Here is a 21,494-nt window from a genome sequence, read left to right on the forward strand (position 1 = left end):
GTTCGGGTTCCGCACACCCGAATCCCTCATGGCACTGGCCATGCTCTCCCTGGGCGGCCACCGACCCGAACTACCAGGCCGATGACCACCCACACATCAATACGAAGAGCCTCTTAAGTCCATGAGGGTGCCCTTCATGGCATTCAGTGCACCGCCATCCCTTCCGGCATCGGCTCGAACCTCGCGTGCCGGCGGGTGAAGGTCGCCGTGCCCGAGCTCATCGAGCGCAGGTCGATCAGGTAGCGCAGCAGTTCCGTCGCCGGGACCTCCGCGCGGATCACCGTCCGCCCGCCTTCGCCGGCTTCGGTGCCCAGCACCCGGCCGCGCCGGGACGACAGGTCGCCGAGCACCGTGCCGAGGTGCTCGTCCGGCAGCCGGATCGCCACCTCCTCCAGGGGCTCCAGCATCGTGATGTGCCCGTTCGCCGCGGCCTCCCGCAACGCGAGCGCGCCCGCGGTCTGGAACGCCGCGTCCGACGAGTCCACGCTGTGCGCCTTGCCGTCGACCAGCGTCACCTTGACGTCGACGACCTGGTGGCCCTCCAGCCCGCGCTCCAGCTGGGCCCGCACGCCCTTCTCGACGCTCGGGATGAACTGGTGCGGTACCGAGCCGCCGACGACCTTGTCGACGAACTGGAACCCGCCGCCCCGCGGCAGTGGCTCGACCTCGATGTCGCACACGGCGAACTGGCCGTGCCCGCCGGACTGCTTCACGTGCCGCCCGTGTCCCTTGGCGGGCTTGCCGAACGTCGAGCGCAGGCTGATCTTCACCGGTTCGGTGTCGACGTCCGCGCCGCCTGCCCGCAGCCGCGAGAGGACGACGTCCGCGTGGGCCTCGCCCATGCACCACAGCACCAGCTGGGCGGTCTCGGCGTTGCGGTCCAGGCGCAGTGTCGGGTCGCCGGCGACCAGGCGGGAAAGGTTGCGGGCGAGGGTGTCCTCGTCGCTGCGGGTCTTCGCGACCACCGCCACCGGCAGCAGCGGCTCCGGCATCGCCCACGGCTCCATCAGCAGCGGCTCCTCCGGCGAAGAGACGGTGTCGCCGGTCTCCGCCGAGCCGACCTTCGTCAGCGCGCAGAGGTCGCCCGCGACGCAGTAGGGCACTTCCCGCAGGTTCGCGCCGAGTGGGGAGTAGAGGTGCGCGACGCGCTCGTCGGCGTCGTGGTCCTCGTGGCCGCGTTCGGCGAGGCCGTGCCCGGACACGTGCACCGGCCGCTCCGGCCGCAGTGTCCCGGAGAACACCCGGACCAGCGACACCCGGCCGACGTAGGAGTCGACGGCCGTCCGGACGACCTCCGCGGCGAGGGGGCCCGCGGGGTCGGCGGTGATGGCGGCGTGCGCCGAGCCGTCCGGCGTCGTGACGTCGGGTGGCTGGTGTTCGAGCGGGGAGGGGAAGGCCCGGACGATCCCGTCGAGCACTTCGGCCAGGCCGATCCCGCTGGTCGCGCAGACCGGGATCACCGGGTGGAACGACCCGCGCGCGACGGCGGTTTCGAGGTCGGCGATGAGGGTCTCCTCGGCGATCTCTTCACCGCCGATGTAGCGGTCCATCAGGGATTCGTCCTCGCTCTCGGCGATGATCCCTTCGATCAGCTCGTTGCGGGCTTCGGCCATCCGCTCGAGGTCGGCCGGGTCGGGTTCGCCGGTCTTCGGCGGGTGCCCGGCGGAGTAGTCGAAGTACCGCTGGGTGATCAGCCCGACCAGGCCGTCGCCGGCGGGCAGGTACAGGGGCAGCACGCCGGCGCCGAACGCGGCCTGGCAGGCGGCGATCTCGGCCATCGCGTCGGCCCGGTGGTGGTCGAGCCGGGAGACGACGACCGCGCGCGGCATGCCGACGGCGGCGCACTCTTCCCACACCGCGACCGTCGCGGCGTCGACGCCTTCGGCGGCGCAGACGACGAACAGGGCCGCGTCGGCCGCGCGCAGCCCGGCCCGCAGTTCCCCGACGAAGTCGGCGTACCCGGGCGTGTCGATCAGGTTGATCTTGTGACCCCGGTGCAGCACCGGCGCGACGGAGAGGCCGACCGAGCGCTGCTGGCGGACCGCCGCGGGGTCGTGGTCGCACACCGTCGTCCCGTCGACCACCGATCCCGCGCGCGGGACGGTGCCGGACGCCGCGAGGAGGGCCTCGGTGAGAGTCGTCTTCCCGGAGCCGGAGGGGCCGACGAGCACCACGTTGCGGACCTTCGCGGGGTCGTTTACAGCGACGGCGGCCCCGGTGTCGGCGTTCTTGGCCTGTTTGTCTGCCATGACGACTCCTCGGCGAACGGCTCGTGTACGGGATGTGTCCTCGATCACACACCCGCTACCCTGGTCACGGCAAGGCAGGGCTCCCGGGACCAGCCGAATGCCCAGGGGAGTGCGGGGCAGGGGGACTGACATGGACAGGCGTACTTTCTTGCGGATTTCCGGAGCGGTACCGGCGGCGGGCCTGGCGGGGTGGCCGCCGCCGGACGACTGGGAGCGGCTGCGCCGGCGGCTTTCCGGGCCGCTGTTCCGGCCGGGCGACCCGGGCTACTCCGACGCCAAGCAGGGCTTCTTCACGATGTACGACGACCGGATGCCGGCGGCCGTGGTCGGCGCCGCGTGCGTCGAGGACGTCCAGGAGGCCGTGGGCTTCGCGGCCCGGCACCGGCTGCCGGTCGCCGCCCGCAGCGGCGGGCACAGCTACCCCGGCTATTCCACTGTGGACGGCGGGATCGTCGTGGATCTGAGCCGGTTTTCGGGGATCGAAGCGCGACCCGGCGGCCAGGCGGTGATCGGCGCCGGCGCCCGGCTGGGCCCGATCGCGACGACGCTCGCCGCGGCGGGCCGGGTGCTGCCGGCGGGCAGCTGCGGCACGGTCGGCATCGCCGGGCTCGCCCTCGGCGGCGGGGTCGGCGTCCTCGACCGGAAGTACGGGCTGACGTGCGACCACCTCGAGGCGGCGCGGATCGTCACGGCCGACGGCCGGGTCCGCACGGTGTCGGCCACCGCGGAGCCGGACCTGTTCTGGGCGCTGCGCGGCGGGGGCGGCGGGAACTTCGGGATCGTCACCGGCTTCACCTTCCGGACGGTGCCGGTCGCCGACGTCGCCACCTTCGCCCTCGAGTTCCCGCCGGCCGCCGGGGCCGCCCTGCTCGCCGCGTGGCAGGAGTGGCAGCCGGCCGCGCCCGACGAGCTGTGGTCGGGCATGGGGCTGGCCTGGAACGAGGCCACACTCGGCGGCACCTTCCTCGGACCCCAGGCCCGGATGCACGCGTTGCTCGAGGACCTCGTCCGCCGCGTCGGCACCGCACCGACCAAGTGGGACGAGGGCGTCCAGGACCACCTGACGGCCATGCGGTCGTTCGACGACCAGGAGTCCCGGCCGTCGGCGGCCGCGGACCGGGGTACGTACATCGGCACGTCGCGGATGCTGACCCGGCCGCTCGCCGACCCGGGCGCGGTGGTCGACGTGCTCACCCGGGACCCGGGCGTCCGCACGATCGTCGACTCGGGCGGGGGCGCCATCGCGCGCGTCGGTGCCCGCGAGACCGCGTTCCCGTACCGGACGGCGCTCGCCAGCCTCCAGTTCCTCCACGGCGCGGCACCCGGAGACGGCGGCGAGGCCGGGGCGCGGCGCTCGCTCGCCGCGGTGCGCGACGGTCTCGGGCCGGAGTTCGGCACCACGGGCTACGTCAACTACCTCGATCCGGAGATGCCGGACTGGGCCGAGGCGTACTACGGAGTGAACTTGCCGCGGCTGCGTGCCGTCGCCCGAAAGTATGACCCGCGAGGAATTCTCGCCTTCCCGCAAGGACTTCCGGCCACCCCCTCGACTGTCCACATCGGAGCGACGTAGGATCCGCGGCACGGCGGCAGAGAGGCAGCGCGTGCTCGACCTGGCATTCTCCACAGAGGACCTGGCGCACACCCGGTTCGCGTTCTCCCCGGCGTGGGAGATCGTGGCGAGCGTCCGCGTCCTGAACCGGCCGGGGGAGCACGCCCTGCACCTGCCGTGGGTCAAGCGCGCCACCGCGGCGCTCGAGGAGGCCGGGCTCGACATCGGGCTGCTGCGCGACCTCGTCCCGCTGCGGCACCTGCCCGGGTTCCTCGCCGGCACGCCGTCGACGCCGCTGCCCGACCTCGCCGACGAGCTGGCCGACCTGCGTGACGTGCCCGCCCGCGTCGTCCGGCGCGAGCTGGACGCGATGGCGGGGCCGCGCACACCGGCCCTCAACCGCTTCCACCGCGACCCGGAGGCCGGTCTCGAGCGGCTCGCGACGCTGATGGAGAAGTACTGGGCCCTGGTGCTAGCCCCGGACTGGCCGCGGATCCGCGCGCTGCTCGAGGCCGACGTGCTGCACCGGTCGCGGCTGCTGGCCCAAGGCGGGGCCGCCGAGCTGTTCAACGACCTCACCCCGCTGGTCCGCTGGCAGGGCGGCACGCTCACGGTCGCGCACCGCCACCTGCACGCGGCCGTCCCGCTCGACGGGCGCGGCCTGGTGCTGGTGCCTTCGGCGTTCGTCTGGCCGCGGGTGTTCTCCAAGACCGACCCGCGGTGGCAGCCGGTGCTGCGCTACCCGCCGCGCGGGATCGCCACGCTGTGGGAGACCGGCACCGCCGTCGCGCCCGGCGCGCTGGCCGCCGTGGTGGGCCGCGGCCGGGCCATGCTGCTGACCGAGCTGACCGCGCCGGCGTCCACTTCCGAGCTCGCCCGCCGGACCCGGCTCAGCGCCGGGGCGGTGTCGCAGCACCTCGGCGTCCTCAAGGCCGCGGGCCTGGTCAGCGGGCACCGTGCCGGACGTCACGTCCTCTACGCGCGCACCCGGGCCGCGGAAGTCCTGGTCGCGGGCGTGGCGGAAGTGGACTCCTGAGATAGCCGCGTACTGGCCTGCTTGAAGGGTCCACCGCCGACCTACGCTCGAAGCCGTCACCCCCTGTTCTCTTTGTGGAAAGGCCCCGTCGTGTCCGAGCAGCAGACCACCGCCAGTGGCACCGTCCAGTCCGTCACCGGAACCGCCAAGGTGAAGCGCGGCATGGCCGAGATGCTCAAGGGCGGCGTGATCATGGACGTGGTCACCGCCGAGCAGGCCAAGATCGCCGAAGACGCCGGCGCGGTCGCGGTGATGGCGCTCGAACGCGTGCCCGCCGACATCCGCGCGCAGGGCGGCGTCGCGCGGATGAGCGACCCCGACCTGATCGACGGCATCATCGAAGCCGTCTCGATCCCGGTGATGGCCAAGGCCCGCATCGGCCACTTCGTCGAGGCGCAGGTGCTGCAGTCCCTCGGCGTGGACTACGTCGACGAGTCCGAGGTGCTCACCCCGGCCGACTACGCCAACCACATCGACAAGTGGGCGTTCACCGTTCCCTTCGTCTGCGGTGCGACCAACCTCGGCGAGGCCCTGCGCCGGATCACCGAGGGCGCGGCGATGATCCGCTCCAAGGGCGAGGCCGGCACCGGCGACGTCTCCAACGCCACCACGCACATGCGCCAGATCCGCGGGGAGATCCGCAAGCTGACGTCGCTGCCCGAGGACGAGCTGTTCGTCGCGGCCAAGGAGCTGCAGGCGCCGTACGAGCTCGTTCGCGAGGTGGCGCAGGCCGGGAAGCTGCCGGTGGTGCTGTTCACCGCGGGCGGCATCGCCACCCCGGCCGACGCGGCCATGATGATGCAGCTCGGCGCCGAGGGCGTGTTCGTCGGCTCGGGCATCTTCAAGTCCGGCAACCCGGCCCAGCGCGCGGCGGCGATCGTCAAGGCGACGACGTTCTACGACGACCCGGACGTCCTCGCGAAGGTTTCGCGCGGCCTGGGTGAGGCCATGGTCGGCATCAACGTCGAAGAGCTCCCGGAGCCGCACCGCCTCGCCGAGCGCGGCTGGTGACTTTCTAGATGTACTCGGAGATCTCGACGCCGTAAGTACCCGGCTCGAGGGCTTCGAAGATGTGCGGGACGTCGCCCGGGTAGGAGATGTAGTCGCCGGGGTTCAGCTCCTCCGGCGCCTCCAGCAGGCCCACCCGGGCGCGTCCCGCGCACAGCACGATGTGCTCCATCACGCCGGTCATGTGCGGGTCGGACCGCCGCGGCGTGCCGGGTTCCGCCCGGATGAGGTACATGTCCCGCCGCGCGGACGGGGGACAGGCCGACAGCAGCGTGCACGCGTAGTCGGCGTGCTCGGCGAAGACCGTCGGGCCCCCGCCGGACCGGATGACGCGGACCTTGGGCCGGTCCGGCTCGACCAGCCGGGAGAACGGCACGTCGAGCGCGACGCCGAGTGCCCACAGCGTCTCGACGCTGGGGTTGCCCGTACCGGACTCGAGCTGGGACAGCGTCGACTTCGCCAGGCCGGCGCGGCGCGCGACCTCGGTCAGGGACAAGCCCGCGCGGGTGCGTTCCCGGCGCAGGGACGCCGCGATGATCTCCAGCGGCGCGCCCGTCGGTTCGTGCGACATGGCTGTTCGCTCCATCGGTCGTTCTGTTCGCCTTGACGAACACGGGTGCGTGTGTTCACCATAGAACACATGCGTTCGATTTGGCGAACACTCGATCGGGGCCTCGCCCGCGACATCGGCCTGGTCTGCCTGGCCGACTGCCTCGTGGGGGTCTCCTACGGCGCCATCGCGGTGAGCTCGGGCTTCCCGCTGTGGCTGCCGATGCTGATGTCGCTGCTGGTCTTCGCCGGCGCGTCCCAGTTCATGTTCATCGGGATCGTGGCCGCCGGCGGCAACCCGTTCGCGGCGGTGCTGGCCGGGCTGCTGGCCAACGCGCGGCACCTGCCGTTCGGCTTCGCGATCGGCGACGTCCTGGGCAAGCGGTGGCCCGCCCGGCTGGCCGGCAGCCACCTGATGATCGACGAGTCGGTGGCGTTCGCGCTGGCCCAGCGTGAGGCCGACCGTCGCCGCGCGGCGTACTGGGCGTGCGGGATCGGGCTGTTCGCCTGCTGGAACCTCGGTGTCGTCGCCGGGGCGTTCGCCGGTTCGGTCATCAGCGACACCGACGTGTTCGGCCTGGACGCGGCGTTCCCGGCGGTGCTGCTCGCCCTGGTGCTGCCGTCGCTGCGCGACCGCGCGACCCGGCTGCCGGTGCTGGTGGGGGTGGTGGCCGCGCTGGTCACGACGCCGTTCCTACCCGCCGGGCTCCCGGTCCTGCTGGCGCTCGCGGGCGTCGTGGCGGGGGTCGCGGCGAAGGAGCCGGAACTGCAGGAGGCAGGCTGATGGACGGCGTGGAACTGCTGGTCGGCACCGCGGTGCTGGCGCTGGGGACGTTCGCGTTCCGGTTCGCCGGGCCGGTGCTGCGCAGCCGGGTGAAGCTCTCTCCGCGCGCGGAGAGACTGATGGCGCTGGCCGCGGTGGTGCTGCTGGCGGCGCTGGTGGCGGTGAGCGCGTTGACGGAGGGGCACGGGTTCGCCGGCTTCGCGCGGCCGGCCGGGGTGCTGGTCGCGGGGGTGCTGGCGTGGCGGAAGGCGCCGTTCGTGCTGGTGGTGGTGGCCGCCGCGGCGACGGCGGCGTTGCTGAGGCTGGCCGGGGTGCCATGACCGGCCGACCGGCATCGGGATCGGATGCCGCGCATGAGTTGCGGACCCGGACGTCTTGAATGAGTCATTCAGGTCTCCGGAAGTCCTGAATGACTCATTCAAGACGCTTGGCGCGGGAGGAACGCTGCCGGGACCGGGCCTGACCTGCCGGTAAGCCCCGGAGCCGGAGCGTCTAGGCTGGTGGGAAGGTCTTTCGGGAGGTCGGGTGTCGTCGGAGCCGGTCATCGGTGTGCTCGCCATGCAGGGTGCCGTGCGGGAGCACGTCGCCATGCTGGAGGAAGCCGGTGCGCGGGCCAAGCCCGTGCGCCGCGCCGCCGAGCTGTCCGAAGTGGACGGTCTGGTGCTGCCCGGCGGCGAGTCGACCACGATGTCGCGGCTGCTGGAGAGCTTCGAGCTGCTCGAACCGCTGCGCGCGCGGATCGCCGGTGGCATGCCCGCCTTCGGCTCGTGCGCCGGCATGATCCTGCTGGCGCGGCAGACCCTCGACGGGCGGCCGGACCAGCAGCAGCTCGGCGGGCTCGACGTCGTCGTCCGGCGCAACGCGTTCGGCAGGCAGGTCGACTCCTTCGAAGCCGACCTCGACTTCGCCGAGGTCGACGGCGGGCCGGTGCACGCGGTGTTCATCCGGGCCCCGTGGGTCGAGAAGGCCGGGGACGGCGTCGAGGTGCTGGCCACCGTCAGCGGCGTGCCCGGTGAGGAAGACGAGACCGCTAGGATCGTCGCGGTCCGGCAGGGGGCGGTGCTGGCGACCGCGTTCCACCCGGAGCTGACGCCCGACGTGCGGGTGCACCGGCTGTTCGTCGACCTCGTGCGACAGGCTGCTTGAGACGCGGTGCCCGGCCGGGGTACGGAACAGATGGAGGAGAGATGAGCGGCCACTCCAAGTGGGCCACCACGAAGCACAAGAAGGCCAACCTCGACGCGAAGCGCGGCAAGCTCTTCGCGCGGTTGATCAAGAACATCGAGGTGGCCGCGCGGACCGGCACCGGTGGTGGCGACCCGGATGGCAACCCCACGCTCTACGACGCCATCCAGAAGGCGAAGAAGAACTCGGTCCCGCAGGACAACATCGAGCGCGCCCGCAAGCGCGGCGCCGGTGAAGAAGCCGGTGGCGCCGACTGGCAGAACATCACGTACGAGGGCTACGGCCCCAACGGCGTGGCGGTGCTGATCGAGTGCCTCACCGACAACAAGAACCGCGCCGCGATGGAGGTCCGCACCGCGCTCACACGCAACAACGGCTCCCTCGCCGACCCGGGCTCGGTGGCCTACATGTTCACCCGCAAGGGTGTCGTGATCATGCCGAAGGCCGACGCGTCCGAGGACGACGTCCTCATGGCGGTCCTCGACGCGGGCGCCGAGGAGGTCAACGACCTCGACGAGAGCTTCGAGATCGTCTCGGAGGGCGGCGACCTGGTCCCGGTGCGCAAGGCGCTGCAGGAGGCCGGGTTCGAGTACGAGTCGGCCGAGCTGACGTTCCTCCCGTCGGTCAGCGTCCCCCTGGACGCGGACGGCGCGAAGAAGGTCTTCAAGCTGATCGACGCCCTCGAAGACTGCGACGACGTCCAGAACGTCTACGCGAACTTCGATGTGTCGGACGAGGTGCTCGCCGAAGTCGGCTGACGCCGGGGTCGAGATTCGCGCCGAAGGCCGCCAGGGGGACTCGTTCCTCGTGGCGGCCTTCGCGCTGTCCGGCGACGGAGGGTGGGTGCAGTGCCGAAGGCGCGTCGACGCCGGGTTGTGCAATTCGGCGGCGGAGAACGTCTGCGCACTGTGTAACCATCCATGTCTCTGATGAGGTCCTGGCCGAAGTCGGCTGAGTTTTGCCTTGCGCCGCAACGCCTTCGGGTCCGGGCCGGAAACTTTCCGGCCCGGACCCTGGGCTCTCGGGGACGCTTCAGGCAGAATGTGCGCCGTGACCTCGACGACCCCCGCCGCTTCCGCCGACATCACCGCCGAACTCTCCGCGGACGAACTGCGCTTGATCGAATGGATCGAGACGCAGGCGAAGGAACGCGGCAACGCGGTCATCACGGTCGCGGGCGACGACGAGGGCGCCGGCTACTGCTTCACCACCTGCGCGTGGGCGCTGCACAACGTCCCCGAGGCCGTCGTCGTCGGGCTGCCCGAGCAGATGGGCCAGGTGCTGCTCGACGCCTACGTCGACCGCGCGGCCAACGGCGAGATCTTCGAGGTCGGCAAGCGCTACGACGACTTCTTCGAGGGCGTCCCGGTCGTCCTCGAGCGCGTCAACAAGGGGCACTACCCCGAATACTTCGGCACGGCCTTCCTCATCTACCCCGACGGCGACTTCCCGGCGCTGCAGCTGATCGTCGCGACGCCCGAGGGCAAGTTCCCCTGGCACCCGGACGCGCCCGAGGGCTTCGCCCGGTGGCAGCTGGTGCTCACCGAAAGCGGCGATCCGGAAAGCTGGACCCCCGGCGTCGACGGTCCCTAGAACGCCCGCAGGTCGGCGGCCGCTTCCGGGTACCGCAGCGCGAGATCCTCGGCGGCCGCGAACTCCTCGCAGCCGTCGATGTAGGGCGGCACGACGACGGTCCCCAGCAGGCTCCATTCCCCGCGCGTGACCGTGGCCTGCCAGGTCCCCGCGGGCACGACGACCTGCGGCCGCTCGCCGGCGGCGACGTCCGTTCCCAGCACCGGCCGCTCGACCGAGCCGTCCGGGTGCAGCAGCAGCATCGCCGCGGGCGCGCCCGCGTGGTGGGCGTAGACCTCGACGCGGTCGAGTCGGTGGGGCGCGGAGAAGTCCGGCGCGACGAGCAGGTAGTAGATGGCGGACCCGGTCTCCGAGCGCCAGCTCTGCGCCCACTGGCCTCCTTCGATCGGCAGGGGCTCAAGACCCAGGTGGGTGACGAAATCCGAGGGCTCCGGCATGTCACCCATCCTGCCGCAGGCGCGCCCAGTAGCCTGCTAGCTCGAACTGGTGTTCGCGGCGGGAAGGAAAACGGGTGCGGGTGCTCGGGGTCGACCCCGGTCTGACCAGGTGCGGCCTGGGCGTGGTCGACGGCGGCAAGGGCCGCGCGGTCCGCTGCGTCGCCGTCGACGTCGTGCGGACGCCGGCCGACGCCGACCTGGCGCACCGCCTGCTCGGCATCTCCGACGAGGTCGAGCGGTGGATGGACAAGTACAAGCCCGCGGCCGTGGCCGTCGAGCGCGTCTTCGCCCAGCACAACGTGCGGACCGCGATGGGCACCGCGCAGGCCGGCGGGGTCGTCGCGCTGGCCGCCGCCCGCCGCGGCCTGCCCGTCGTCTTCCACACGCCGAGCGAGGTGAAGGCCGCGGTCAGCGGGTCGGGCCGCGCCGACAAGGCGCAGGTCACCGCCATGGTGATGCGCCTGCTCAACCTCGAGGTCGCCCCGCACCCCGCCGACGCCGCGGACGCGCTGGCCCTGGCCATCTGCCACCTCTGGCGGGAGCCGATGCGCGCCCGGCTCGCCGAAGCCGAAGCCCGCGCGGCCGAGATGGCCCGCACGCACAAGGCCCGGCTGGCCGCGGCCGCCAAGCAGGCCACCGCGAAGAAGCCCCCACTGAAGCCCGTAGTGAAGAAACCTGGAGCAGCACGATGATCTCGTCGGTACGTGGGGAAGTCCTGTCGGTCGGCCTGGACCACGTGGTGGTCGAGGTCGGCGGGGTCGGCCTCGCCGTCCAGGCCACCCCGGCGACGCTGGCCACCCTGCGCCGCGGCGAAGAGACGCGGCTGCACACCGCGCTGGTCGTGCGCGAGGACTCGCTGACGCTGTTCGGCTTCGCCGACGCCGACGCGCGGGAGCTGTTCGGCCTGCTGCAGACGGTGTCCGGAATCGGGCCGCGGCTCGCGCTGGCCACCCTCGCCGTGCTCGACCCCGGCAAGCTGCGGGGCGCACTGGTCGAAGGCAACATCACCGTGCTCACCTCGGTGCCCGGCATCGGCCGCAAGGGCGCCGAACGGCTCACCCTCGAGCTGCGCGACAAGGTCACCGCGCTCGGTTCCGGCGACGCGCCGGCCGTGACGGCGCCCGGCGCGCTGCGCGCGGAGGTCGTCGAAGCGCTGGCCGGGCTCGGGTTCCCGGCCAAGCAGGCCGAGCAGGCGGTCGACAAGGTGCTCGCCGACGGCGACGGCCACACGACGTCGAGCGTGCTGCGCGCTTCGCTGACCACCCTCGGCCGGAAGCGGTAGGGCCCTTCATGGACTATGAGGCCGTGACCGAGGACGAGGACGACGCCCTCTCCGCATGGGCCCAAAGTGGCGACGGGGACATCGAGGGCACGCTCCGGCCCCGCAAGCTCGACGAGTTCATCGGCCAGCCGCGCGTGCGCGAGCAGCTGGAGCTGGTGCTGGAGAGCGCGCGCCGCCGCGGGGTGCCGCCCGACCACGTCCTGTTCTCCGGGCCGCCCGGGCTGGGCAAGACGTCGATGGCGATGATCGTCGCGGCGGAGCTGGGCGCGGCCATCCGGATCACTTCCGGCCCGGCGCTGGAACGCGCCGGCGACCTGGCCGCGATGCTGTCCAACCTCGCGCCCGGCGACGTCCTGTTCATCGACGAGATCCACCGGATCGCCCGCCCCGCCGAAGAGATGCTCTACCTGGCGATGGAGGACTTCCGGGTCGACGTCGTGGTCGGCAAGGGCCCCGGCGCCACGAGCATCCCGCTGGAGATCGCGCCGTTCACCCTGGTCGGGGCCACCACCCGGTCCGGTTCGCTGACCGGGCCGCTGCGCGACCGGTTCGGCTTCACCGGCCAGATGGAGTTCTACACCGACACCGAGCTGGACCTGGTCGTCCGCCGCGCGGCGACGATCCTCGACATCTCGATCGACCGCGACGCCAGCGCGGAGGTCGCCGGCCGCTCGCGGGGCACCCCCCGGATCGCGAACCGGTTGCTACGGCGCGTCCGCGACTACGCCGAGGTCCGCGCCGACGGCAAGGTGACCGTGCAGATCGCGCGGGCCGCGCTGGCCGTCTACGACGTCGACGAGCTGGGCCTCGACCGGCTCGACCGCGCCGTGCTCACCGCGCTGACCAGGTCGTTCGGCGGCGGGCCGGTCGGGATCTCGACGCTGGCGGTCGCCGTGGGGGAGGAGGCGACCACCGTGGAAGAGGTGTGCGAGCCCTACCTTGTGCGCGCCGGTATGCTCGCCCGCACCCCGCGTGGCCGGGTCGCCACCGCGGCCGCTTGGGAGCACCTCGGGATGGTGCCGCCCGCCGACCACCCGGGGCGCGCCGACCCGGGCGGGCTCTCGCCGTTCGCGCAGGACTGAGCGGCCCGAACCGGCGGGGTGGGTGCTGGCGTCCGCGCTGGTACCTGGCACACTCGACAGGAGCACATACCCAAAAACCGGACATTTCGGCTGGGCCCGGAGTCCGTCGAACGGAGAATCATGCAACAGCTATTGCTGCCCCTGCTGCTCGTGCTCGTCCTCGCGGTGCCGCTGGTGATGAGCACGCGAAAGCAGAAGAAGCAGCAGGCCGCGCAGAAGGATCTGCAGACCAGCCTGTCGGCCGGTGACCGCGTGATGACCACCTCGGGTCTCTACGGCACCGTCGCCGACGCCTCCGGCGACAACACGATCGACATCGAGATCGCCCCCGGCGTCGTCACCACCTGGCTGCGGCTCGCGGTCCGCGAGAAGGTCGAGCCGGTCGTCGAGACCGAAGAGGACTCGGTCGACGAGATCGAGGCGCCCGCCGAAGAGTCGATCATCGAGTCGGGCTCGGGCATCAAGAACGAAGACGAGCCGCAGACCACCGCTCAGGTGGCGCCGCCGCTGGAGCACGGCAAGAAGTAACCCCCGCGGCATCCTGGGCGTGGCCGCGGAAACGCCCGACGAAAGTCGGTGTGGCCTCGCACGCCGGGCTCACGCAGCACCGAGTACTGTCTCGGTGCTGCGTGCGTGTCCGCCGTCATACCCGTGCCCGGGAGTGAATCGCACACAGTCCCTCCCGGTAACCCTCCGGGCGGGCACCGCAACTTTGGGGTCCACCCCGTCCGAGGAGACCGAAGCACCGTGGCAGCTTCAGCCGGGCATCTCCGCCCGGGACGCTATCTCGCCCTGTTCGCCTTGATCGTGATCGTGCTGTACGCGCTGGTGTTCCTCACCGGCAACCACAAGCCGACCCCGAAGCTGGGCATCGACCTGCAGGGTGGCACCCGCGTCACGCTCACCGCCCGCACGCCCGACGGCGGCCAGCCGACCCGGGAGTCCCTGAACCAGGCGCGCCAGATCATCGAACGGCGCGTCAACGGGATCGGCGTCGGCGGCACCGAGGTCCTCCTCGACGGCAACAACGTCGTCATCACCGTTCCCGGTGAGCAGGGCGACCAGGCGAAGAACCTGGGCAAGACCGCGAAGCTGGGCTTCCGGAAGGTCGTCGCGAACGCGACGCAGCCGGTCGTCCCGCCGCAGACCACGCCGCCGCCGGCCACCGGCACGCCGACGGGGACCCCCAGCAGCTCGACGCCGCCTTCATCGGGCGCGCCGACGGCGAGCTCCAGCGCTCCGCCGACCAGCCCGGCCGCCGGCGGTGGCGGTGCCCCCGCCGCGGCGCCCGCGCAGCAGCAGAGCACCACGCCGGCCCCGCCGAGCAGCAGCACCACGCCGCCGCCCTCGTCGAGCCAGGCACCGGCCCCTTCGGACGGCTCCGTCGACGCGGAGACCGCGAAGGAGATCCAGGCCGCGAAGGCACTCCGGCAGAACAAGGACCTGATCGGCGCCGACGGCCAGCCGAACCAGGAGCTCGTCGCCCAGGCGATGGCGTCGCTCACCTGCGCGCCCAACGCCAAGGACCCCCTGGAAGGCAACGACGACCCGAAGCTGCCGCTGGTCGCCTGCGGTGACCACGACACGTACAAGTACCTGCTGGAGCCGGAGTTCCTGCCGGGCACCGAGATCGCGGACTCGAACTCGGCCTACGACTCGCAGCGCGGCCAGTGGACGGTGAACCTCAGCTTCAAGAGCGAGGGCACCAAGATCTGGGCCGACTTCACCTCGAAGAACCAGGGCCAGCAGGCTGCCTTCGTGCTCGACACGCAGGTCGTGTCCGCGCCGAACATCCAGGTCGCCATCCTCGACGGCAACACCCAGATCACCGGCAAGTTCACGCAGTCCGAGGCGAAGGACCTCTCGGACATCCTGAAGTACGGCTCGCTGCCGCTGTCGTTCGCGTCTTCGGACGCGACCACGGTGTCGGCGACCCTCGGCCTGGCTTCGCTGCAGGCCGGCCTCATCGCCGGCGGCATCGGCCTGCTGGTGGTCTTCGTCTACTGCCTGTTCTACTACCGGCTGCTCGGCGTGCTCACCATCCTGTCGCTGGCCCTGTCCGGCGCGCTGGTGTTCGCGGTGCTGGTGCTGCTCGGCCGCTGGATCGGCTACACGCTGGACCTGGCGGGCATCGCCGGTCTGATCATCGCGATCGGGATCACCGCGGACTCGTTCGTCATCTACTTCGAACGACTGAAAGACGAGATCCGGGAAGGCAGGACATTCCGGTCCGCGGTGCCCCGCGGCTGGGTCCGCGCCCGGCGCACCATCCTGGCTTCGGACGGCGTGAGCTTCCTGGCCGCGGCGATCCTGTACATCATCGCGGTCGGCGACGTGCAGGGCTTCGCGTTCACCCTCGGTATGTCCACCGTGCTCGACCTCGTGGTCGTGTACCTGGTGACGCACCCGCTGGTGGCCATCGTGTCCACGTCGAAGTCGTCGTTCCTGTCCAATCCGAGGAACCTGGGCCTCGGCGCCGTGCAGCAAGTGGGTTCGCAGCGTAAGAAGTCGACCACGGTCGGCCGCGCGAACGTGAAGGAGGCCTGACGTGGGCGTCGAAGAACTGGGCACGGACGCCGAAGGCAACGCCAAGGTGACGGCGAAGCCCGGCAAGCGGGAAAGCGTCTTCCACCGGCTCTACGTCGGCACGGGCGCGTTCGACGTCGTCGGCAAGCGCAAGCGCTGGTACTTCTTCTTCTCGGCGCTGGTGCTGGTGTGCCTCGCGTCGATGGTGTTCCGCGGCTTCAACATCGGCATCGAGTTCGAGGGCGGCACGCAGATCCAGATGCCGGCCACCGGCACCCACGGCGTGATCACCGAAGACCAGGCGAAGGCGTCGTTCCAGAAGGCGCTCGGCCGTCCCGCCGCGGAGACGCAGAAGGTCGGCACGGGCAAGGCGTCGACCATCCAGATCCGCACCGACACGCTCGACGCGGCCGACGTCGCCAAGGTCAAGCAGGGCCTGTTCACCGACCTCGGCCCGATCGGCAGCAACAACCAGCCGAGCGCGCAGGCGATCAGCGACAGCGCGGTGAGCGCGTCCTGGGGCGGCGAGATCTCGCAGAAGGCCTTGCTCGCGCTCGCGGTGTTCCTCGTGGCGGTCGTCATCTTCCTCGGGATCTACTTCGACCTGAGGATGGCCACGGCGGCGCTCATCTCGCTGCTGCACGACATCCTGGTGACGGCCGGCGTGTACTCGCTGGTCGGTTTCGAGGTCACGCCGGCGACCGTGATCGGCCTGCTGACGATCCTCGGGTTCTCGCTGTACGACACGGTGGTGGTGTTCGACAAGGTCCGCGAGAACACGCGCGGCCTGCTCGGGCTGACCCGCCGCACCTACGGCGAGGCCGCGAACCTGGCGCTGAACCAGACCCTGATGCGGTCGTTCAACACGGCGTTCATCGCGCTGCTGCCGATCCTGGGCCTGCTGATCGTCGGATACGTCCTGCTCGGCTCGGGCACGCTGCAGGACCTGGCGCTGGTGCAGCTCACCGGCACCCTGGTCGGCGTGCTCTCGTCGGTCGCGCTGGCGACGCCGCTGCTGGTCGACCTGAAGATGCGCGACCCGAAGTACAAGCAGCAGGCCGAGCGCGTCCGTCAGCGCCGTGTCATCCAGGAGCGCCGGGCGGCAGGCGAAGAGGACTTCGACGCTTCGGACGACGACGCCCTGGCGAAGGAGCTGCGCAAGGAGAAGGCGTACGCGGCCGCGGCCAGCGTCCCGGCCCGGATCCAGAAGCAGCGCCCGTCCGGCAAGCCCGCGGGCAAGCGGAAGCGCTGACGTGCAGCTGGAGGATGCCCTCGGCCTGATCGCCGCGGTGCCGGACTTCCCCGAGCCCGGCGTGCTGTTCCGCGACCTGAGCCCGCTGTTCGCGGACGCGGGCGGGTTCAAAGCGGTGACCGACGCGCTGGCGGGCACCCTCGACCCCGGGGTCGAGGCGCTCGCCGGCGTGGAGGCCCGCGGGTTCCTCCTCGCCGCGGCCGTCGGGTACGCCCGCGGCCTCGGCGTGGTGCTGGTCCGCAAGCCGGGCAAGCTGCCGAAGGTGGCGGGCCGGGTGGACTACGCGCTGGAGTACGGCACGGCGACGGTCGAGCTCCCGGCCGGGGTGGTCCACCCCGGCCAGCGGATCGCGATCCTCGACGACGTCCTCGCCACGGGCGGCACGGTCGCGGCGACGGGCAAGCTCCTGGAGGACGTGGGAGCCGTCGTCGACAGCGTGTCGGTGGTCCTGGAACTGGCGGCCCTGCGGGGCCGTGACGTGCTGGCGAACCGGAAGGTCCACGCGCTGCAGGTCTGCTGAACCCGTAACTCGCGTGATTCAAGCCCGAACTCACGTGATTGAAGCCGGAACTCACGAGTTCCGGCTTCAATCACGCCGGTGACGGCTCGGATCACGCGAGTCACGGGTTCGCCACGCCGGGCGATCGGGTGAATCCGCTGGTCCGCGGCTTGGCATCCCCCTGAACGGGCGCACCCGAGAGGGCCGCGAGACGCAGCGGCTACCCTGGTGGTTCGAAGGCCGCACGAGCAGCAGGAGGTGCGGGTGAGCCAGGAGCTCGACGCCGCGGTGCCCGCGAAAGAGGGCGCCCCGCAGAACGGGCAGGCGGCGGCCCAGCCGCCGAAGCCGAACGGTGCGGCGCCGAACCCGTCCGCGACCCGGCGGGTCCGGGCGCGCCTGGCCCGGCGGATCACCGCGCAGCGTGCCGCCCCGGTCAAGCAGGTCCTCGAACCCCTGGCCGTCATCCACCGCGAGCTCCACCCCAACGCCGACCTCGGGCTGCTGCAGCGCGCCTACGACGTCGCCGAGGAACTGCACCGGAACCAGCGGCGCAAGTCCGGCGACCCCTACATCACCCACCCGCTCGCCGTCGCGACCATCCTCGCCGAGCTGGGCATGGACACCACGACCCTCGTCGCGGCGCTGCTGCACGACACGGTCGAGGACACCGGCTACGCCGTCGAGAGCCTGAAGGCCGACTTCGGCGAGAAGGTCGCCGAACTCGTCGACGGCGTCACCAAGCTGGACAAGGTCAAGCTCGGCACCTCCGCCGAGGCCGAGACCATCCGCAAGATGGTCATCGCGATGGCCAAGGACCCCCGCGTCCTGGTCATCAAGCTCGCCGACCGGCTGCACAACATGCGCACCATGCGCTTCCTGCCGCCGGAGAAGCAGGCCCGCAAGGCCCGCGAGACGCTCGAAGTCCTCGCCCCGCTCGCGCACCGGCTCGGCATGGCCACGGTCAAGTGGGAGCTCGAAGACCTCGCGTTCGCCATCCTGCAGCCCAAGAAGTACGACGAGATCGTGCGCCTGGTCGCCGACCGCGCGCCCTCCCGTGACATCTACCTGCGGTCGGTCATCACCGACCTGACGAGCAACCTCGTGTCGTCGCGGATCACCGCGAAGGTCGAGGGCCGGCCGAAGCACTACTACTCGATCCACCAGAAGATGATCGTCCGCGGCCGCGACCTGGACGACATCCACGACCTCGTCGGCGTGCGGATCCTGGTCGAGGACGTCCGCGACTGCTACGCCGCCATGGGTGTCGTCCACGCCCTGTGGCAGCCGGTGCCCGGGCGCTTCAAGGACTACATCGCCCAGCCGCGGTTCGGCGTCTACCAGTCGTTGCACACCACGGTGATCGGCCCGGACGGCAAGCCCCTCGAGGTGCAGATCCGCACCTACGAGATGCACCGCACCGCCGAGTACGGCATCGCCGCGCACTGGCGCTACAAGGAAACCAAGGGCACGCACAACGGCAACGCCGTGGACGTCGACGAGATGGCGTGGATGCGCCAGCTCCTCGACTGGCAGCGTGAGGCCGCGGACCCGGGCGACTTCCTCGAGTCGCTGCGCTATGAACTGGCTTCGCGCGAGATCTTCGTGTTCACGCCGAAGGGCGACGTGATCACGCTGCCCGTGGACTCGACGCCGGTCGACTTCGCCTACGCCGTGCACACCGAGGTCGGGCACCGCTGCATCGGCGCCCGCGTCAACGGCCGCCTGGTGGCGCTGGAACGCAAGCTGGAAAACGGCGAAGTCGTCGAGATCTTCACCTCCAAGGCGGAGAACGCCGGCCCGAGCCGCGACTGGCTGCAGTTCGCCGGCTCGCCCAAGGCGCGCGCGAAGATCCGGCAGTGGTTCGCCAAGGAACGCCGCGACGAGGCGATCGAAGGCGGCAAGGAAGCCATCACCAAGGAGATCCGCAAGGTCGGCCTGCCGATCCAGCGGCTGGTCTCCGCGGAGTCCATGGGCGCGGTGGCCACCGAGCTGCGCCACGCCGACATTTCGTCGCTGTACGCGGCGGTGGGGGAGGGCCACACCAGCGCGAAGCACGTCGTGCAGCGGCTGGTCGCCCTCATCGGCGGCGTCGACGCGGCGGAGGAGGAGCTCGCCGAGCGCGCGACGCCCTCGACCGTCACCCGGCGCCGCGGCTCCAACGACGTCGGTGTGGTGGTCAAGGGCGCCAGCGACGTCTGGGCGAAGCTCGCCCGCTGCTGCACCCCGGTGCCGGGCGACGAGATCCTCGGCTTCGTGACCCGCGGCGGCGGTGTTTCGGTGCACCGCACCGACTGCACGAACGCCGGCGACCTGCAGTCCCAGCCCGAGCGGCTGGTCGAGGTCGAGTGGGCACCGTCGGCGTCTTCGGTGTTCCTGGTGGCCATCCAGGTCGAGGCGCTCGACCGGCACCGGCTGCTCTCGGACGTCACGAAGGTGCTGGCCGACGAGAAGGTCAACATCCTGTCGGCCTCGGTCACCACGTCGCGCGACCGCGTCGCGGTCAGCCGGTTCTCGTTCGAGATGGGCGACCCGAAGCACCTCGGTCACGTCCTCAAGGTCGTCCGTGGCGTGGAAGGCGTCTACGACGTCTACCGCGTGACGTCGGCTTCCTAGGGCGTCCACGACCCGTCGAGCGTGATGCCTGCGGCCGCGGCGATCCGGTCACGCGACTCCAGCAGCCGGGCACGCAGGGTCGGCAGGTCGACGCCGAGCAGCCGCCCGTCGCGCTTGACCGCCTTGCCGCCGACGAAGACGCTGTCCACCAGGCCGGGATGACCGGCCGCGACGATCGTGCCCACCGGGTCGCCGACGGGGAAGACCGAGAGGTCCTCGGCATCGAGCAGGAGCAGGTCGGCGTCCTTGCCGACGGTGAGGCTACCGGTGTCGCGCCCGCAGGCCCGGGCTCCTTCCACGGTGGCGAACCCGAGCACGTCCCGGGTCGTGACGCCGCCGCGCTCGGCGGCCAGGGCGGTGCGCATGGCGCCGAACATGTCCCCGCCGGCGGACGGGCAGTCGTCGATCGACAATGAGGGACGGATCCCGGCGGCCAGCGCCCGGCCGGTCACGAGCGGCTTGAAGCCCATCTTCAGCTCGACGTCCGGGCTGATCGACAGTGAACAGCCCGCGTCGGCGAGCATCGCCAGCTGGTCGTCGGAAAGATCGTTGCCGTGCACGACGGTCGTGTGGTCGTCGAGCACCCCGCGCTCCCGCATCCCCGCGATCGGCCGGTCGCCGTGCGGCCAGCCACCGGTGCCGTGGATGTGCGTGCTCACGCGCAGCCCGAGTTCCCGCGCCAGTGCGACATCCGCGACGGTCTCGTCCATTGTGGACACCACCGGGCCGCGCAGGCCCAGTGCCATGTCGTCGCCCGGCAGCAAAGCCCGCACCCGCCGGATCTCCGGCGCGATGTCCGGGCCGGCGGCGCCGTAGCAGAAGATCGAATGGCCGGGTGCCTCTCGCAGCGCTTCGATCGCGGCGTCGGCGTTCTCCGGGCGGGCGGCGCAGTGGAACCAGTCGAGCATGGTCGTCACGCCGGAACTGAGCGCTTCGAGCCGGCCGAGGAGGTTGCCCAGGTACACGTCCTCCGGCCGGTAGTGCGGCTTGAGCGTGCCGTGCACGGCGGTGCGGTACTGGTCGAACGTCCAGTCCGCGCCGACGCCGCGGAACGCGGTCTGCCAGGTGTGCCGGTGGGTGTCCACGAAGCCCGGCAGGACGATCTTGCCCGCGGCGTCGACGACCTCGGCGTCGGCGTGGTCGATCGAGGGGGCGACCGCGGCGATCCGGCCGTCCTCGATGAGCACGTCTCCGCGCGGGAGGTCCCCGACGGCCGGATCCATGCTGACCACCATGCCGCCGCGCACCAGTGTCTTCATCGGTGTCCTCCCTAGGAGTTGATGTGTCAACTCTAGTGTAGACTGTCGGCCATGGCGGACATGAGCCCCGAGGACTGGGAGTTCTGGGACACCTGGATGCGCGCGCACCGGGTGCTCACCCGGGAGCTGGACCGCGGCCTGCAGCGCGACTGCGGCATTTCCAAGGCCGAGTTCAGTGTGCTGATGACGCTGGCCGGCCCGATGCGCGTCGGCGAGCTCGCCGACGCGCTCGACTGGGAGAAGAGCCGCGTCGCGCACCTGCTGACCCGGATGGAGACCCGCGGCCTGGTCGCGCGCATCGAGGACGGCGCCACCGGCCGCCGCACGGGGATCGCGCTGACCGAAGAAGGGCGCCGCACGGCGGAGCGCGCCACCCGCGCGCACGGCGGCAACATCCGCCGGCTCGTCCTCGACCGGCTCGCGCCCGACCAGGCCGCCGCCATTCGCGCCTGGAGCGAGCAGCTGACCGAGTCCGGCTAGCAGGGCGTCTATTTCGGACCATTTCCGGGCGGCCGTGAATCGTCCGGCGACGGTTCCGGGAATGCCCGAAATGCCGTCGTCCGTCCCGGTTGTGCATGCTACGGTCTG

Annotated in this window: 21 protein-coding genes; 17 read left to right on the plus strand and 4 right to left on the minus strand. The window is 71.4% G+C overall.

The window, feature by feature from the left end; all coding sequences use genetic code 11:
- Window positions 1–143: 143 nt before the first annotated feature.
- Complete coding sequence (locus QQ657_RS46675; protein ID WP_284748855.1) at window positions 144–2,249, minus strand: elongation factor G-like protein EF-G2; 2,106 nt, start codon at window positions 2,247–2,249, stop codon at window positions 144–146.
- Between the two features lie 130 nt (window positions 2,250–2,379).
- Between QQ657_RS46675 and QQ657_RS46680 the strand changes: the two genes are divergently transcribed.
- The 3 genes from QQ657_RS46680 (at window position 2,380) to pdxS (ending at window position 5,848) form a co-directional block, all read left to right on the plus strand.
- The gene (locus QQ657_RS46680; RefSeq protein WP_284748856.1) at window positions 2,380–3,822 is read left to right on the plus strand and encodes an FAD-binding oxidoreductase; all 1,443 of its coding nucleotides are present in this window, start codon (window positions 2,380–2,382) and stop codon (window positions 3,820–3,822) included.
- Window positions 3,823–3,853: 31 nt separating this feature from the next.
- The gene (locus QQ657_RS46685) at window positions 3,854–4,837 is read left to right on the plus strand and encodes a DUF5937 family protein (RefSeq protein WP_284748857.1); all 984 of its coding nucleotides are present in this window, start codon (window positions 3,854–3,856) and stop codon (window positions 4,835–4,837) included.
- Window positions 4,838–4,927: 90 nt separating this feature from the next.
- Window positions 4,928–5,848: a pyridoxal 5'-phosphate synthase lyase subunit PdxS gene (pdxS, locus tag QQ657_RS46690; RefSeq protein ID WP_284748858.1), complete on the plus strand. Its 921-nt coding sequence runs from the start codon at window positions 4,928–4,930 to the stop codon at window positions 5,846–5,848.
- Between the two features lie 4 nt (window positions 5,849–5,852).
- Here pdxS and QQ657_RS46695 read toward each other — a convergent pair whose 3' ends face one another.
- A complete protein-coding gene (locus QQ657_RS46695; RefSeq protein WP_284748859.1) occupies window positions 5,853–6,416 on the minus strand; it encodes a helix-turn-helix domain-containing protein in 564 nt (187 codons plus the stop codon).
- A 69-nt stretch (window positions 6,417–6,485) separates the two neighbouring features.
- Here QQ657_RS46695 and QQ657_RS46700 point away from each other — a divergent pair, with 69 nt between their 5' ends.
- The 5 genes from QQ657_RS46700 (at window position 6,486) to QQ657_RS46720 (ending at window position 9,956) form a co-directional block, all read left to right on the plus strand.
- On the plus strand, window positions 6,486–7,178 hold the full coding sequence (locus QQ657_RS46700; RefSeq protein WP_284748860.1) for an AzlC family ABC transporter permease: 693 nt from the start codon (window positions 6,486–6,488) through the stop codon (window positions 7,176–7,178).
- Window positions 7,178–7,498 (plus strand): AzlD domain-containing protein, encoded by a 321-nt coding sequence (locus tag QQ657_RS46705; RefSeq protein WP_257925815.1) that lies wholly within the window; start codon window positions 7,178–7,180, stop codon window positions 7,496–7,498. The genes QQ657_RS46700 and QQ657_RS46705 overlap by 1 nt, the downstream gene beginning before the upstream one ends.
- Before the next feature lie 205 nt (window positions 7,499–7,703).
- Window positions 7,704–8,324, plus strand: a complete 621-nt coding sequence (pdxT, locus tag QQ657_RS46710) for a pyridoxal 5'-phosphate synthase glutaminase subunit PdxT (protein WP_284748861.1) — start codon at window positions 7,704–7,706, stop codon at window positions 8,322–8,324.
- Window positions 8,325–8,365: 41 nt separating this feature from the next.
- On the plus strand, window positions 8,366–9,121 hold the full coding sequence (locus QQ657_RS46715; RefSeq protein WP_284748862.1) for a YebC/PmpR family DNA-binding transcriptional regulator: 756 nt from the start codon (window positions 8,366–8,368) through the stop codon (window positions 9,119–9,121).
- 283 nt (window positions 9,122–9,404) lie between these two features.
- The gene (locus tag QQ657_RS46720) at window positions 9,405–9,956 is read left to right on the plus strand and encodes a DUF4262 domain-containing protein (protein WP_284748863.1); all 552 of its coding nucleotides are present in this window, start codon (window positions 9,405–9,407) and stop codon (window positions 9,954–9,956) included.
- Here QQ657_RS46720 and QQ657_RS46725 read toward each other — a convergent pair.
- Window positions 9,953–10,393, minus strand: coding sequence for a cupin domain-containing protein (locus QQ657_RS46725; RefSeq protein WP_284748864.1), 441 nt, complete (start codon window positions 10,391–10,393; stop codon window positions 9,953–9,955). The genes QQ657_RS46720 and QQ657_RS46725 overlap by 4 nt on opposite strands.
- Before the next feature lie 74 nt (window positions 10,394–10,467).
- On the opposite strand from QQ657_RS46725, the gene ruvC reads away from it, so the two are divergent.
- From ruvC to QQ657_RS46765, 8 genes are all read left to right on the plus strand, one after another.
- A complete protein-coding gene (gene ruvC / locus QQ657_RS46730) occupies window positions 10,468–11,085 on the plus strand; it encodes a crossover junction endodeoxyribonuclease RuvC (protein WP_284748865.1) in 618 nt (205 codons plus the stop codon).
- The gene (gene ruvA / locus QQ657_RS46735) at window positions 11,082–11,675 is read left to right on the plus strand and encodes a Holliday junction branch migration protein RuvA (protein ID WP_284748866.1); all 594 of its coding nucleotides are present in this window, start codon (window positions 11,082–11,084) and stop codon (window positions 11,673–11,675) included. The genes ruvC and ruvA overlap by 4 nt, the downstream gene beginning before the upstream one ends.
- Window positions 11,676–11,683: 8 nt before the next feature.
- Window positions 11,684–12,757, plus strand: coding sequence for a Holliday junction branch migration DNA helicase RuvB (gene ruvB, locus QQ657_RS46740; protein WP_284748867.1), 1,074 nt, complete (start codon window positions 11,684–11,686; stop codon window positions 12,755–12,757).
- Between the two features lie 120 nt (window positions 12,758–12,877).
- Window positions 12,878–13,285, plus strand: coding sequence for a preprotein translocase subunit YajC (gene yajC / locus QQ657_RS46745; RefSeq protein WP_284748868.1), 408 nt, complete (start codon window positions 12,878–12,880; stop codon window positions 13,283–13,285).
- Between the two features lie 219 nt (window positions 13,286–13,504).
- The gene (gene secD / locus QQ657_RS46750; RefSeq protein WP_284748869.1) at window positions 13,505–15,304 is read left to right on the plus strand and encodes a protein translocase subunit SecD; all 1,800 of its coding nucleotides are present in this window, start codon (window positions 13,505–13,507) and stop codon (window positions 15,302–15,304) included.
- A gap of 1 nt (window position 15,305) precedes the next feature.
- Window positions 15,306–16,535, plus strand: a complete 1,230-nt coding sequence (secF, locus tag QQ657_RS46755; RefSeq protein ID WP_284748870.1) for a protein translocase subunit SecF — start codon at window positions 15,306–15,308, stop codon at window positions 16,533–16,535.
- Window position 16,536: 1 nt separating this feature from the next.
- The gene (locus tag QQ657_RS46760) at window positions 16,537–17,055 is read left to right on the plus strand and encodes an adenine phosphoribosyltransferase (RefSeq protein WP_284748871.1); all 519 of its coding nucleotides are present in this window, start codon (window positions 16,537–16,539) and stop codon (window positions 17,053–17,055) included.
- A 243-nt stretch (window positions 17,056–17,298) separates the two neighbouring features.
- A complete protein-coding gene (locus QQ657_RS46765) occupies window positions 17,299–19,647 on the plus strand; it encodes a RelA/SpoT family protein (RefSeq protein WP_284748872.1) in 2,349 nt (782 codons plus the stop codon).
- Here the strand turns inward: QQ657_RS46765 and QQ657_RS46770 are convergent.
- Window positions 19,644–20,906 carry an amidohydrolase family protein gene (locus QQ657_RS46770; RefSeq protein WP_284748873.1) on the minus strand — a complete coding sequence of 421 codons (1,263 nt, stop codon included), beginning with the start codon at window positions 20,904–20,906 and terminating at the stop codon, window positions 19,644–19,646. The two genes, QQ657_RS46765 and QQ657_RS46770, sit on opposite strands and share 4 nt — an antisense overlap.
- Window positions 20,907–20,957: 51 nt before the next feature.
- On the opposite strand from QQ657_RS46770, the gene QQ657_RS46775 reads away from it, so the two are divergent.
- Window positions 20,958–21,386 carry a MarR family winged helix-turn-helix transcriptional regulator gene (locus QQ657_RS46775; protein WP_284748874.1) on the plus strand — a complete coding sequence of 143 codons (429 nt, stop codon included), beginning with the start codon at window positions 20,958–20,960 and terminating at the stop codon, window positions 21,384–21,386.
- The last annotated feature ends 108 nt before the right edge of the window (window positions 21,387–21,494 follow it).

It is taken from the genome of Amycolatopsis ponsaeliensis (genome assembly GCF_030182635.1).
GTDB classification, from domain to species: Bacteria; Actinomycetota; Actinomycetes; order Mycobacteriales; family Pseudonocardiaceae; genus Amycolatopsis; species Amycolatopsis ponsaeliensis.

What these genes read in the sequence shown, in the direction of transcription:
- QQ657_RS46675 (WP_284748855.1), bottom strand. Translation starts at nt 2,249, where the DNA reads ATGGCAGACAAACAGGCCAAGAACGCCGACACCGGGGCCGCCGTCGCT.
- QQ657_RS46680 (WP_284748856.1), top strand. Translation starts at nt 2,380, where the DNA reads ATGGACAGGCGTACTTTCTTGCGGATTTCCGGAGCGGTACCGGCGGCG.
- QQ657_RS46695 (WP_284748859.1), bottom strand. Translation starts at nt 6,416, where the DNA reads ATGTCGCACGAACCGACGGGCGCGCCGCTGGAGATCATCGCGGCGTCC.
- QQ657_RS46700 (WP_284748860.1), top strand. Translation starts at nt 6,486, where the DNA reads ATGCGTTCGATTTGGCGAACACTCGATCGGGGCCTCGCCCGCGACATC.
- QQ657_RS46705 (WP_257925815.1), top strand. Translation starts at nt 7,178, where the DNA reads ATGGACGGCGTGGAACTGCTGGTCGGCACCGCGGTGCTGGCGCTGGGG.
- QQ657_RS46715 (WP_284748862.1), top strand. Translation starts at nt 8,366, where the DNA reads ATGAGCGGCCACTCCAAGTGGGCCACCACGAAGCACAAGAAGGCCAAC.
- QQ657_RS46720 (WP_284748863.1), top strand. Translation starts at nt 9,405, where the DNA reads ATGTGCGCCGTGACCTCGACGACCCCCGCCGCTTCCGCCGACATCACC.
- QQ657_RS46725 (WP_284748864.1), bottom strand. Translation starts at nt 10,393, where the DNA reads ATGCCGGAGCCCTCGGATTTCGTCACCCACCTGGGTCTTGAGCCCCTG.
- ruvA (WP_284748866.1), top strand. Translation starts at nt 11,082, where the DNA reads ATGATCTCGTCGGTACGTGGGGAAGTCCTGTCGGTCGGCCTGGACCAC.
- ruvB (WP_284748867.1), top strand. Translation starts at nt 11,684, where the DNA reads ATGGACTATGAGGCCGTGACCGAGGACGAGGACGACGCCCTCTCCGCA.
- yajC (WP_284748868.1), top strand. Translation starts at nt 12,878, where the DNA reads ATGCAACAGCTATTGCTGCCCCTGCTGCTCGTGCTCGTCCTCGCGGTG.
- QQ657_RS46770 (WP_284748873.1), bottom strand. Translation starts at nt 20,906, where the DNA reads ATGAAGACACTGGTGCGCGGCGGCATGGTGGTCAGCATGGATCCGGCC.
- QQ657_RS46775 (WP_284748874.1), top strand. Translation starts at nt 20,958, where the DNA reads ATGGCGGACATGAGCCCCGAGGACTGGGAGTTCTGGGACACCTGGATG.